The organism is Streptomyces sp. NPDC001406 (genome assembly GCF_042895285.1).
GTDB lineage: Bacteria > Actinomycetota > Actinomycetes > Streptomycetales > Streptomycetaceae > Streptomyces.
On record NZ_JBIAWG010000003.1, the window covers coordinates 262194 to 274041 of the forward strand.

13 protein-coding genes are annotated in these 11848 nt (G+C 71.8%); 9 read left to right on the top strand and 4 right to left on the bottom strand.

Annotation, left to right across the window (positions count from 1 at the left end):
* Positions 1 to 12 precede the first annotated feature (12 nt).
* The 3 genes from ACFY1J_RS08555 to ACFY1J_RS08565 all read right to left on the bottom strand — a co-directional run bounded on the left by ACFY1J_RS08555 (position 13) and on the right by ACFY1J_RS08565 (position 3543).
* On the bottom strand, positions 13 to 753 hold the full coding sequence (locus tag ACFY1J_RS08555; protein ID WP_390709133.1) for an LON peptidase substrate-binding domain-containing protein: 741 nt from the start codon (positions 751 to 753) through the stop codon (positions 13 to 15).
* A gap of 9 nt (positions 754 to 762) precedes the next feature.
* Entirely contained in the window at positions 763 to 1812 is a 1050-nt protein-coding gene (locus tag ACFY1J_RS08560) for a hypothetical protein (protein WP_390730913.1), read from the bottom strand.
* Between the two features lie 153 nt (positions 1813 to 1965).
* Positions 1966 to 3543 (bottom strand): oxidoreductase, encoded by a 1578-nt coding sequence (locus ACFY1J_RS08565; RefSeq protein WP_390730914.1) that lies wholly within the window; start codon positions 3541 to 3543, stop codon positions 1966 to 1968.
* Between the two features lie 178 nt (positions 3544 to 3721).
* On the opposite strand from ACFY1J_RS08565, the gene hisD reads away from it, so the two are divergent.
* The 9 genes from hisD (at position 3722) to ACFY1J_RS08610 (ending at position 11424) form a co-directional block, all read left to right on the top strand.
* The gene (gene hisD, locus ACFY1J_RS08570; RefSeq protein ID WP_390709130.1) at positions 3722 to 5047 is read left to right on the top strand and encodes a histidinol dehydrogenase; all 1326 of its coding nucleotides are present in this window, start codon (positions 3722 to 3724) and stop codon (positions 5045 to 5047) included.
* On the top strand, positions 5044 to 6774 hold the full coding sequence (locus tag ACFY1J_RS08575; protein WP_390730915.1) for a histidinol-phosphate transaminase: 1731 nt from the start codon (positions 5044 to 5046) through the stop codon (positions 6772 to 6774). The genes hisD and ACFY1J_RS08575 overlap by 4 nt, the downstream gene beginning before the upstream one ends.
* Positions 6775 to 6777: 3 nt before the next feature.
* Positions 6778 to 6942, top strand: coding sequence for a hypothetical protein (locus ACFY1J_RS08580; protein WP_390709127.1), 165 nt, complete (start codon positions 6778 to 6780; stop codon positions 6940 to 6942).
* Positions 6942 to 7583, top strand: coding sequence for an imidazole glycerol phosphate synthase subunit HisH (hisH, locus tag ACFY1J_RS08585; RefSeq protein WP_390709126.1), 642 nt, complete (start codon positions 6942 to 6944; stop codon positions 7581 to 7583). Before ACFY1J_RS08580 ends, hisH begins: the two co-directional genes overlap by 1 nt.
* Positions 7580 to 8305 (top strand): bifunctional 1-(5-phosphoribosyl)-5-((5-phosphoribosylamino)methylideneamino)imidazole-4-carboxamide isomerase/phosphoribosylanthranilate isomerase PriA, encoded by a 726-nt coding sequence (gene priA, locus ACFY1J_RS08590; RefSeq protein WP_390709125.1) that lies wholly within the window; start codon positions 7580 to 7582, stop codon positions 8303 to 8305. The genes hisH and priA overlap by 4 nt, the downstream gene beginning before the upstream one ends.
* Positions 8302 to 8697, top strand: a complete 396-nt coding sequence (locus tag ACFY1J_RS08595) for a RidA family protein (RefSeq protein ID WP_390709124.1) — start codon at positions 8302 to 8304, stop codon at positions 8695 to 8697. Before priA ends, ACFY1J_RS08595 begins: the two co-directional genes overlap by 4 nt.
* Entirely contained in the window at positions 8694 to 9449 is a 756-nt protein-coding gene (gene hisF, locus ACFY1J_RS08600) for an imidazole glycerol phosphate synthase subunit HisF (RefSeq protein WP_390709123.1), read from the top strand. The genes ACFY1J_RS08595 and hisF overlap by 4 nt, the downstream gene beginning before the upstream one ends.
* 127 nt (positions 9450 to 9576) lie before the next feature.
* Positions 9577 to 10164, top strand: a complete 588-nt coding sequence (locus ACFY1J_RS08605) for an ArsR/SmtB family transcription factor (RefSeq protein WP_390709122.1) — start codon at positions 9577 to 9579, stop codon at positions 10162 to 10164.
* Positions 10165 to 10179: 15 nt separating this feature from the next.
* On the top strand, positions 10180 to 11424 hold the full coding sequence (locus ACFY1J_RS08610) for an MFS transporter (protein WP_390709121.1): 1245 nt from the start codon (positions 10180 to 10182) through the stop codon (positions 11422 to 11424).
* 3 nt (positions 11425 to 11427) lie between these two features.
* Here the strand turns inward: ACFY1J_RS08610 and ACFY1J_RS08615 are convergent, their stop codons facing one another.
* A complete protein-coding gene (locus ACFY1J_RS08615; protein WP_390709120.1) occupies positions 11428 to 11838 on the bottom strand; it encodes a VOC family protein in 411 nt (136 codons plus the stop codon).
* Between the last annotated feature and the right edge of the window lie 10 nt (positions 11839 to 11848).

Below are 11848 nucleotides of genomic sequence, written 5' to 3' on the forward strand. Positions count from 1 at the left end.
GAGGTTCCGGCCTCAGTTCAGACTCGTCCGGCCGCGCGTCAGGTCCGACGCCGGCAACGACGGCAGGTTACGGATGATCGCCGTCTCCGAGCGAAGGAGTTTCAGCTCGTCCCGCAGGCGGGAGGCGGTGTCCGGGGCCTGGAGCAGGCGCTGCTTCGTCGGGGTGTCCAGCATCATCGCCGCCGCCACGAGATAGGAGACCACCGCCGGTTCGTCCGGGAGTTCCGCGCTCGTGGCCACGGAGCGTTCCCGCGCACCCGCCAGGCGCTTCTGGTACTGCCGGAACGCCTGCAGCACCCCCTCCGCCAGCGCGCCCGCCTCGTCGCCCGGCTCCTCCGGCAGCTCCTCCAGCTCGGCCGTCAGGAACGCGCCCGAGGAGTCCACCGACAGCAGCCGCACCCGGGTCGTGCCGGTCGCCAGCACCTCGAAGGTGCCGCCCGCCCGCTCCCGGATGGTCGCCGCGTCGGCCACGCAGCCCACCGCGTTGAAGGCCTTGGCCGGGTCGGCGCCGAAGCCCGCCGCCGGGCCGAGCTCGGGCATGGCCGTCGGGTCCGGCATGCCCGGTGCGCTCGGCGCCACCTCGTGGCCGTCGCGGATCGCCACGACGGCGAATCGGCGCGGCTCGTCCTCGGGGGTCTTCAGCAGTTCGCGCATCATGGCGCGATAGCGCTCCTCGAAGACGTTCAAAGGGAGCACGAGCCCCGGGAACAGCACCGAGTTCAGCGGGAAGAGGGGGAGACGGACGGTGGTCACGGCGCCACCCTAATGGTCACCGGCGTGGGCATGTCCGCCGTGCCCGGTCCGTGGGCGCCGGGGGCCCGGGTCCAGCCGCGTCCGCGACGCCGGGCGGGCCGTCGTCAGGAGTTCGGCGCGCAGCCGCAGGAAGTGGCCCAGCGGGTCGTCCGACAGCCGGTCCCAGGGGAAGGACGTGGCATACGGGCCGATCAGACGCAGCTGGGCCAGGGCGTCCTGACGGCGGTCCAGCGTGACGAGGACGTACATCAGTTTGTTGCGGATCTTGGCCGGCCAGGGGTCCGCCGCGGGGAACCGGGCGGACAGGGCGATCGCCCTGTCGGCCGCCGCGTCCAGCCGCTGCCGTGCCACCTCGGCCCCGCAGTCGTCGGTCAGATAGCCGAGGGCCGCCCGCACGGGCAGCGCCTGGACCAGTGAGTCCGGCGGGGCGTCCTGCGCGGCCAGGTCGGCGAAGTCGAAGCACTCGCGGTGGGAACCGTGCCAGGAGGCGGCCAGATAGCGCAGGGCCGCCGTATGACAACCGTAGTGGTGCGGGGCACGCCGGACCGCGGCGCCCCACAGCTCCTCGAAGTACTTGGGTCCGGCGTGCGAGCCGCGCGCGTGGTCCAGCGCGATCCGCCAGGGCACCGGGTCGCGGTCGTCGGCGCGCGCGGCGGCCGTGATCAGCGGGCTGACGTTGCGCAGCAGCTCGGCGCGGGCCGGTGACGGCCAGGCGCGGTAAACCGCCAGCTGGGCCGCGACCAGCAGCCCGCCGGGGTCGTCCGGGGCTTGCCTGCGCCACTCCTCGAACCACTCGGCACGCAAGCGGGCGAAGGCGGCCAGGCGCCTCGTGTACCGGTCGCGGTTCTCCCACTCGGTGGCCGCGCGGGTGGCGGCCAGCAGCTCGGCGGCGGCACGGAACTCGCCCCTGCCGGCCGCGACGAGAGCGGGGCCGAGGCGGTCGTCGGGCGCGTCGAGCAGCACCTCGTCATCGACCGGTGGACCGGCCGGGAGCGAGGCGATCCTCTTCATCCGGGTGGGGCGGATGAAAGCGGGCAGCAGAGCCATGGTGTCGACCATTGAAAGTCCGCAGGTCCGGGACGCGCCAGGGGGTATGCCCAACCCGAGGAAAGTTGTACGCGCACCGGTCAAGGCCGGGTAAAAGGTGACTGTTCCATTCCTGTTGAGTACCTGCCACACGGCACTTGTCGCACAGCCGGTTCCGACGGGCCCCTAGCCGCGTCTGAGCAGTCGTGTCGCCCCCGCCGCCACCGTCGTCGCCAGGATCCAGCCCAGCAGGATCATCGCCGCGGACAGCCACTGCCAGCCGCCGTGCAGCTGCCACTGGCCCACCTGGCCGAGGTCTATCACCGGGAGCAGCAGATCGAGGGCGAACAGCGCCGGGTTCCAGACCGGGTGGCCGCCGGGGTTCATCGGCGGATGGCCGGCGTGCGCGAAGGCCAGCGTGCCCGCCGCCCACAGCACCGCCATCCACACGGCCGCCCGGCCCGGCCGGTAGCCGTAGGCCACCGTCCAGTCCTGGGCGTACCCCCACAGCTTGGCGGCCAGCGGCAGCGTCTCGCGGCGCCGGCGCTGCTTGGCGAGCAGCACCTCGCGGGCGTCCTCGTCCTCGCCGGCAGCACGCAGCACGGTGGCGAGCCGCTCGTACGGCTCCGGGTTGTACTCGGCGGTCGCCGCCGCCACCCAGTCCAGCCGCCGGTTCAGCGGGAACGGGCCCTGCGGCACCAGGTTCTCGTACGCGAAGCCGCCCATGTGCAGATTGCCCGGCCCCGGCCAGCCGGCCGCGCGGTCCACGAGGTTGACGGTCCGCGCGCCCGACAGCACCACCTTGCCGCGCTGCGGCGCGTCCCCGAGGAAGCGCAGCTCGGGCGTCTGCACCCGGCGCAGCGACAGCTCCTGGTCGTCGGTGAAGGTGAACCGCGCCCGCTCCAGGTCGACCGCGTCGCCGAACCGCCCGTCGTCCAGCCGCACCCCGCCCTGGCACTCGAACCGCTGGATCCGTGTCCCGCGCGCGGGCGTCGTGCCGCTCAGCAGCGGGCTGCCCACGCCGGCCGGGGTCAGATACAGCGTGCGCTCGACCGTCAGCTGGGGCGCGTTCAGGGCGAGCCGCGAGTACGGGTTGAGCAGCCGGGCGCCGCGCAGGCTCAGCGAGACCCCGATCTTGGCGCCGCGCAGGCTCAGCTCGCCGTGCGACTCCAGGAGTTCCGCCTGTAAGTCCTGGCCGACGGTCACCCCGTCCCCGGCGATCGAGCGGCCGCTGCGGTCCCGGTACACGATCGCCTGGTTGAGCAGCAGATCCGTGCCGATGTGCGCGTCGGTCAGCCGGACGCCGTTGTGGAAGCGGCAGCGCGGCAGATGCAGATCGCCCTCGGTGTGCACCCGGGCCGCCTCCAGCCGGGGCACCGAGCAGTTCACGAACCGCGCGGTCGTGAAGCGGGCCTCCGGCAGCAGGACCTCCTGGTCGAAACGGCAGTCCCGCAGCTCCAGATACGGCATGACCGTGCCGCCCGCCAGGTCCAGGGCGCCGGTGACGCGCACGCCGACGAGCTTCAGCGAGGAAACGCGGCCGGACAGCGCGGGCGGACCGTCCAGCAGCAGCCAGCACACGGTCCTCGCCCGCACGGTCCGCTCCGGTCCCCAGGGGTGACCGCCGTGCGGGTCGTCCACGACGGCGTCCCCGCTGCTCAGGTCGTACACACTGCCGTTGCGGAAGGCCTGCCACATGCCGGCCTCGGCGGCGGTCAGATCGTCCGGCAGGTCCCCGGCGCGCAGGCCGGCCCCCTCGGTCACTGCTTTTCCTTCTTTCTCAACTACTCGCGAGTCGCAACTGTGTACAACCGTTCATGCCCGCTGAGTGACGTCCCGAACGCCAGACGTGAAGCGGATCTTCCGGGTTCCCGGCCAGGTTCTGTATCAGCCATTGATACGCGCGGACGACGGCCGACGCCGGTCTGAGAGAATTGGGGCTGTGATCTCCCGAATCGATCTGCGCGGCGACGCCCTTCCCGAGGGACCCGCCCTGCGCGACCTGCTGCCCCGAGCCGACTTCGACGTTCAGGCCGCCCTTGAGAAGGTGCGTCCGATCTGCGAAGCCGTGCATCATCGGGGCGACGCGGCGCTGATCGACTTCGCGGAGAAGTTCGACGGCGTACGGCTCGAATCCGTACGGGTCCCGGCGCAGGCGCTCGCCGACGCCCTGGAGTCCCTCGACCCGGCCGTACGGGCGGCCCTGGAGGAGTCCATCCGCCGGACCCGCCTCGTGCACCGCGCCCAGCGCCGTACGACCCACACGACCCAGGTCGTGCCCGGCGGCTCGGTGACCGAGAAGTGGGTGCCCGTGGAGCGCGTCGGCCTGTACGCGCCCGGCGGCCGTTCCGTCTACCCCTCCTCCGTGATCATGAACGTGGTGCCCGCGCAGGAGGCGGGCGTCGGATCGGTCGCGCTGGCCTCACCGGCCCAGGCGGAGTTCGGCGGCCTGCCGCACCCGACGATCCTCGCCGCGTGCGCGCTGCTCGGCGTCGACGAGGTCTACGCCGCGGGCGGCGCCACCGCCGTCGCGATGTTCGCGTACGGCACCGAGTCCTGCGCTCCCGCCAACATGGTCACCGGCCCCGGCAACATCTGGGTCGCCGCCGCCAAGCGCTTCTTCACCGGCAGGATCGGCATCGACGCGGAGGCCGGCCCCACCGAGATCGCCGTCCTCGCGGACGACACCGCCGACCCGGTGCACATCGCCGCCGACCTGATCAGCCAGGCCGAGCACGACCCGCTCGCGGCGGCCGTGCTGGTCACCGACTCCGTCGAGCTGGCCGACGCGGTGGAGAAGGAACTGGAGCCGCAGATCGCGGCCACCAGGCACATCGACGACCGGATCGTCCCCGCGCTGCGCGGCAGGCAGTCCGCGATCGTGCTGGTCGACGGCGTCGAAGAGGGCCTTCGGGTGGTCGACGCATACGGCGCCGAGCACCTGGAGATCCAGACGGCGGACGCGGCCGCGGTCGCCGACCGGGTCAGGAACGCCGGCGCGATCTTCATCGGCCCCTGGGCGCCCGTCTCGCTGGGCGACTACGCGGCAGGCTCCAACCACGTCCTGCCCACCGGCGGCTGCGCCTGCCACTCCTCGGGCCTGTCCGTCCAGTCCTTCCTGCGCGGCATCCACATCGTCGACTACACGAAGGACGCGCTGGCCGAGGTCGCGCACCACGTGGTGACGCTTGCGGAGGCGGAGGACCTGCCCGCGCACGGCGCGGCGATCAAGGCAAGGTTCGGGTGGAAGGTACCGACGAGCAAGTGAGCTTCGGAATCGACGATCTCCCCGTACGGGACGAGCTGCGCGGCAAGTCCCCCTACGGCGCGCCCCAGTTGGACGTCCCCGTACGGCTGAACACGAACGAGAACCCGTACCCGCTGCCCGAGCCGCTGGTCGAGCGGATCGCGGAGCGGGTGCGCGAGGCCGCCCGCAATCTGAACCGCTATCCCGACCGGGACGCGGTCCAGCTGCGCACCGAGCTGGCGGCCTACCTGACGAAGACGGGCAAGTACCCGCTCGGCATGGCGAACGTCTGGGCGGCCAACGGCTCCAACGAGGTCATCCAGCAGCTGCTGCAGACCTTCGGCGGACCGGGCCGTACGGCGATCGGCTTCGAGCCGTCGTACTCGATGCACCCGCTCATCGCGCGCGGCACGGGCACCGGCTGGATCTCCGGCCCCCGGGGCGAGGACTTCACCATCGACCTCGCGGCGGCCCGGCGGGCCATCGCCGAGCACCGGCCCGACGTCGTCTTCATCACCACCCCCAACAACCCCACGGGCAACGCGGTCCCGCCCGAGACGGTGCTCGCGCTCTACGACGCGGCGCAGGCGGCCAAGCCGTCGATGGTGATCGTGGACGAGGCCTACATCGAGTTCAGCCACGGCGACTCGCTGCTGCCGCTGCTCGAAGGCCGGCCGCATCTCGTCGTGTCGCGGACCATGTCGAAGGCCTTCGGCGCGGCGGGTCTGCGGCTCGGCTACCTCGCCGCGCACCCGGCGGTGGTGGACGCCGTACAGCTCGTACGACTGCCGTACCACCTGTCGGCGGTCACCCAGGCGACCGCGCTGGCCGCCTTGGAGCACACCGACACGCTGCTCAAGTACGTCGAGCAGCTCAAGTCGGAGCGGGACCGGCTGGTGAGCGAGCTGCGGGCGATCGGTTACGCCGTCACGGAGTCCGACGCGAACTTCGTGCAGTTCGGCCGGTTCGAGGACACCCACGCCGCCTGGCAGAAGATCCTCGACCGGGGTGTCCTGGTCCGGGACAACGGCGTACCGGGGTGGCTGCGGGTGTCCGCCGGAACCCCGAAGGAGAACGACGCGTTCCTCGACGCGGTACGTGACTTGCAGTGTTTTGTGGGGGACATCCCCACCCCCCCCGAAGGAGCTGGACGCATGAGCCGCGTCGGACGCGTGGAGCGGACCACCAAGGAGACGTCGGTCCTCGTCGAGATAGACCTCGACGGCACCGGGAGAACCGACATCGCGACGGGCGTCGGCTTCTACGACCACATGCTCGACCAGCTCGGCCGGCACGGTCTGTTCGACCTGACCGTGAAGACCGACGGCGACCTGCACATCGACTCGCACCACACCATCGAGGACACCGCCCTCGCGCTGGGCGCCGCCTTCAAGCAGGCGCTCGGCGACAAGGTGGGGATCTACCGCTTCGGCAACTGCACGGTGCCGCTGGACGAGTCCCTCGCCCAGGTCACCGTCGACCTGTCCGGCCGCCCGTACCTCGTGCACACCGAGCCCGAGAACATGGCGCAGATGATCGGCGAGTACGACACCACGATGACCCGGCACATCCTGGAGTCCTTCGTCGCCCAGGCACAGATCGCACTCCATGTGCACGTGCCCTATGGGCGCAACGCACACCACATCGTGGAGTGCCAGTTCAAGGCGCTGGCGCGGGCACTGCGCTACGCCAGCGAGCGTGACCCGCGCGCGGCGGGCATTCTGCCGTCCACGAAGGGTGCGCTGTAAACCATGACCGGTCTGTCCACCATCCTGATCGTCGTCGGCCTCTTCCTGGTCGGCGGCATCATCTCCTTCGTCAAGCAGAAGATGCCCACGAGCCTGATCGTGCTGCTCTCGATCGGCGCGGCGATGTGTCTGGTCGCGGGTGTGCTGCGGCTGGAGGTGTGGAACTGATGAGCGCGCCGAAGAAGGTCGTGGTCTTCGACTACGGCTTCGGCAACGTCCGCTCCGCCGAGCGTGCCCTCGCGCGCGCGGGGGCCGACGTGGAGATAACGCGCGACTTCGACGCGGCCATGAACGCCGACGGCCTGCTGGTGCCGGGCGTCGGCGCCTTCGCCGCCTGTATGCAGGGCCTGCGTGGGGCCCGTGGGGACTGGATCATCGACCGCCGGCTGTCCGGCGGGCGGGCGGTGATGGGCATCTGCGTCGGCATGCAGATCCTGTTCGCGCGCGGCATCGAGCACGGCGTGGAGACCGAGGGCCTGGACGAGTGGCCCGGCTCGGTCGAGCCGCTCCAGGCCGAGATCGTGCCCCACATGGGCTGGAACACCGTCGAGGCGCCCGCCGACTCCGAGCTGTTCGCCGGCCTGGACGCGGACGCGCGCTTCTACTTCGTGCACTCCTACGCCGTCCACGACTGGTCCTTGGAGACGCACAACGCCACCATGCGCGCGCCCAGGGTGTCCTGGTCGACGCACGGCAAGCCCTTCGTGGCCGCCGTGGAGAACGGCGCCCTGTGGGCCACGCAGTTCCACCCCGAGAAGTCCGGCGACGCCGGAGCCCAGCTCCTCACCAACTGGATCGGAACACTGTGAGCAAGCTCGAACTCCTCCCCGCCGTCGACGTCCGGGACGGACAGGCCGTCCGTCTTGTGCACGGCGAGTCCGGGACCGAGACCTCCTACGGATCCCCTCTGGAGGCCGCGCTCGCCTGGCAGCGCTCGGGCGCCGAGTGGCTGCACCTCGTCGACCTGGACGCCGCGTTCGGCACCGGCGACAACCGTGCGCTGATCGCCGAGGTCGCGAAGGCGATGGACATCAAGGTGGAGCTGTCCGGCGGCATCCGTGACGACGACACCCTCGCCGCCGCGCTCGCCACCGGCTGCACCCGGGTGAACCTCGGCACCGCCGCGCTGGAGACCCCGGAGTGGGTCGCCAGGGTCATCGCCGAGCACGGCGACAAGATCGCGGTCGGTCTGGACGTGCGGGGCACGACCCTGCGCGGCCGCGGCTGGACCCGCGACGGCGGCGACCTCTACGAGACGCTGGAGCGCCTCGACAAGGAGGGCTGCGCCCGCTACGTCGTCACGGACATCGCCAAGGACGGCACCCTCCAGGGCCCGAACCTGGAGCTGCTGAAGAACGTGTGCGCGGCGACCGACCGGCCGGTCGTGGCCTCGGGCGGCGTGTCGTCCCTGGACGACCTGCGGGCCATCGCCGAGCTGGTGCCCCTCGGTGTCGAGGGCGCCATCGTCGGGAAGGCCCTGTACGCGAAGGCATTCACACTGGAAGAGGCCTTGGAGGCGGTGTCCCGGTGAGCGACGTACGGCGCGTGTCCACGGGCGCACCCTGGGAGGAGCAGTTCGGTTACTCCCGCGCGGTGGAGCTGCCGAACGGTCTGGTGCTGGTCGCCGGCTGCACGTCCGTCGTGGACGGTCAGATCGTCGGCGGTGGGCCGTACGAGCAGGCGGTCAACGCCTTCGACGTCGCGCTGTCCGCGCTGCGGCAGGTGGGACTCGGGCGTGACGACGTCGTACGGACGCGCATGTACATCACGCACGCGCGTGACGTGGACGATGTCGGACGGGCGCACAAGGAGCTGTTCGACACCGTCCGGCCCGTCGCAACCATGATCATCGTCTCCGGCTTCGTGGACCCCAGCCTGGTGGTCGAGGTCGAGGTGGAGGCGTTTAGAGGAGTGTCCTCATGACCCTGGCTGTACGCGTGATCCCGTGCCTGGACGTGGACAACGGCCGGGTCGTCAAGGGCGTCAACTTCCAGAACCTGCGCGACGCGGGCGACCCCGTCGAGATGGCCAAGGTGTACGACGCCGAGGGCGCCGACGAGCTGACGTTCCTGGACATCACCGCGTCCTCGGGCAACCGTGAGACGACGTACGACGTGGTGCGCCGCACCGCCGAGCAGGTGTTCATCCCGCTCACGGTCGGCGGCGGTGTGCGCACGGCCGAGGACGTCGACAAGCTGCTCCGCGCGGGCGCGGACAAGGTCGGCGTGAACACGGCCGCGATCGCCCGGCCCGAGCTGATCCGCGAGATCGCCGAGCGGTTCGGCCGACAGGTGCTGGTGCTGTCGGTGGACGCGCGCCGCACGCAGAGCGGGTCCTTCGAGGTGACGACGCACGGCGGCCGCAAGGGCACCGGCATCGACGCCGTCGAGTGGGCGCACCGGGCCGCCGAGCTGGGCGCGGGGGAGATCCTGCTCAACTCGATGGACGCGGACGGCACGAAGGACGGCTACGACCTGGAGATGATCGCGGCCGTGCGCAAGCACGTCACGGTCCCGGTCATCGCCTCAGGCGGCGCCGGCCGGCTCGCCCACTTCCCGCCGGCGATCGCGGCGGGCGCGGACGCGGTCCTGGCCGCTTCCGTCTTCCACTTCGGCGACCTGCGCATCGCCGAGGTGAAGCAGACCCTGCGCGAGGCGGGCCACCCCGTCCGTTAGCGCGTACACACATACGCCCACACCGGCCCCGGCGGGCTGCCGCCGGGGCCTCTTCGTGTCCCACTACGAAAGAGAAGTTGCGCAAAATCTATTGTGCAACTTTTCCTTTGTATCTACAGTCGTGCCCATGGCAAGCAAGGAGAAGCGGCGGATCACCGATGTCGGCACGCTCAAGGCACTCGCGCATCCGCTGCGCATGAAGCTCTACCGGCTGCTGTTCGTCGCCGAGGCGGCCACCGCCTCACAGCTCGCCGAGCAGGTCGACGAGGCCGTCTCGCTGGTCAGTTACCACCTGCGCAAGCTCGCCGAGCACGGCCTGGTCGAGGAGGCCGAGCCGCGCAGCGCGGACGGCCGTGAGCGCTGGTGGCGGCCGGCCTCCGAAGGCGTCTTTGTCCGCGACGAGGACTTCCAGGACGCCCCCGAGAAGGTGGCGGCGCACCTCGCGGCCTCACGGCTGTTCCTGGACCAGCGCGCCGAGATGTACCGGACGTATCTGGACGAGCGCGCCCACTGGGGCCCGGAGTGGAGCGGGGCCGCCCACGACTCCGAGTCGCTGCTCCGGCTGACCGCCGGGGAGCTCGCGGAGCTGAAGAAGGACCTGCACGACCTGGTCAAGCGCTACGACGAGCAGGGGCGTGCCCACGAGGCCGCCGGCGACACCGAAGGGCGCGAGCACGTCGCGCTGCACCTGTACGGCTTCCCGTTCCGCGTCTGAGAGGACCCGCCTGACGTGACCGCCACGCTCGTACCGTCGCCGACCGCGCGGGCCGCCCATCGCGACCCGGACGTCCTGCGCTGGCTCGGCGCCTACACCTTCTCGATGCTCGGCGACAGCGTGTACTACATCGCCCTGTCCTGGGCCGCGGTCCAGGCCGGAACGCCCGCACAGGCCGGACTCGTGATGTCGGCCAGCGCGCTGCCGAGGGCCGTGCTGATGCTGGGCGGCGGTGTGCTGGCCGACCGGCTGGGGCCGCGCCGGGTCGTCATCGGCAGCGACGCGGTGCGCTGCGCGGCCGTCCTCGCGGTGGCCGCGCTGCTGTTCCTCGCCGGCCCCGGACTGTGGCCGCTGGCCCTGCTCGCCCTGGTCTTCGGCACCGTCGACGCCGTGTTCATGCCCGCCGTGGGCGCCCTCCCCGCGCGGATCACCACCAGGGACCAGCTGGCCCGGGTGCACGGCATGCGCGGCCTCGCGATCCGTTGCGCGAGCGTCGTCGGCGCCCCGCTCGGCGGGCTCGGTGTGGCGGTCGGCGGCGCGGCGGCCGCGTTCGGGCTCGCCGGGCTGCTCATCGCGGTGTCGGTGCCCCTGCTGGTGTCCGTAAGGGTCCGGGAGCTGCCGGCCGACGACAGGACCGGGGCGCGCCGGGACACCGCCTGGCGGGACCTGAGGGCCGGGCTGGCCTACATCCGCCGCCATCGCGTCCTGGCTCCCCTGATGCTGGCCATCGCCCTCGGCGACTTCGGCTTCGTAGGCCCCTTCAACGTCGGTCTGACCCTGCTGGCCGACGAGCGCGGCTGGGGTGCCTCCGGGATGGGCACGGTGCTCGCGGGCTTCGGTATCGGCGCCGGTGCGGCCTCCCTGCTGCTGACCGTCCGGGGGCGGCTGCCGCGCGCGGGGCTGGTCACCGGGTGCGCGATCCTCGCCGGCTCCGTCGCGATCGGCGCCCTGGCCTTCGTCCCGAGCCTCGCCGGGGCCGCCGCGGTGGCCCTGCTCGTGGGGCTCCTGGCCGGGCTCAGCGGTGCCCTGTGCGGCGCCCTGCTGCAGACTGTCGCCGACCCCGCCCGCCTGGGCCGCGTCACCGCGGTCTCCGGCCTGGTCAGCCTCGGCCTCGCCCCGCTGAGCATGCCCCTCGCGGCCGCCGCGATCGGCGCCTGGGGCCTTGGCCCGGTCTACGTCGTCAGCGCCGCCGTCTGCGGACTCGGCGGCGTGGTCGCCCTCGCCGTACCGGCCCTGCGCCGCGCCGAACTGCCCCGCTGACGCTCAGCCGCCCGGCCGCTGCAACGGCTGCGTCAGCTGCACATAGTTGCCGACCGTGTCGTCGAGCACGGCCGCGAGCACCGGTCCCTGCTGCTGCGGCTCGTGCGTGAACCGCACACCGAGGCCGCGCAGCCGGTCGTACTGCGCCCCGATGTCGTCCACGGAGAAGACGATGGCGGGGATCCCGGCCTCGTACAGGGCCCGGCGGTACGGCTCCGCGATGGGGCTGTCGCCGGGCTCCAGCAGCAGCTGGAGATCCGGCTGGCCCCCGTCCGGGGCGCCGACCGTGATGAACAGCGTGCCGCCGCCCAGATCCAGGTTGGTGCGCGTCTCGAAGCCGAGGACGTCCGTGTAGAAGGCGTGGGCCTTGGTCACGTCGTCGACGAACACGCTGGTCATCGCGACCTTGATCATGAGGGGTCCT

Bases quoted from the DNA above. Each gene is read 5' to 3' on its own strand.
- hisF (WP_390709123.1), top strand. From the start codon at position 8,694: ATGACCCTGGCTGTACGCGTGATCCCGTGCCTGGACGTGGACAACGGC.
- ACFY1J_RS08560 (WP_390730913.1), bottom strand. From the start codon at position 1,812: ATGGTCGACACCATGGCTCTGCTGCCCGCTTTCATCCGCCCCACCCGG.
- ACFY1J_RS08615 (WP_390709120.1), bottom strand. From the start codon at position 11,838: ATGATCAAGGTCGCGATGACCAGCGTGTTCGTCGACGACGTGACCAAG.
- hisH (WP_390709126.1), top strand. From the start codon at position 6,942: ATGAGCGCGCCGAAGAAGGTCGTGGTCTTCGACTACGGCTTCGGCAAC.
- ACFY1J_RS08605 (WP_390709122.1), top strand. From the start codon at position 9,577: ATGGCAAGCAAGGAGAAGCGGCGGATCACCGATGTCGGCACGCTCAAG.
- ACFY1J_RS08580 (WP_390709127.1), top strand. From the start codon at position 6,778: ATGACCGGTCTGTCCACCATCCTGATCGTCGTCGGCCTCTTCCTGGTC.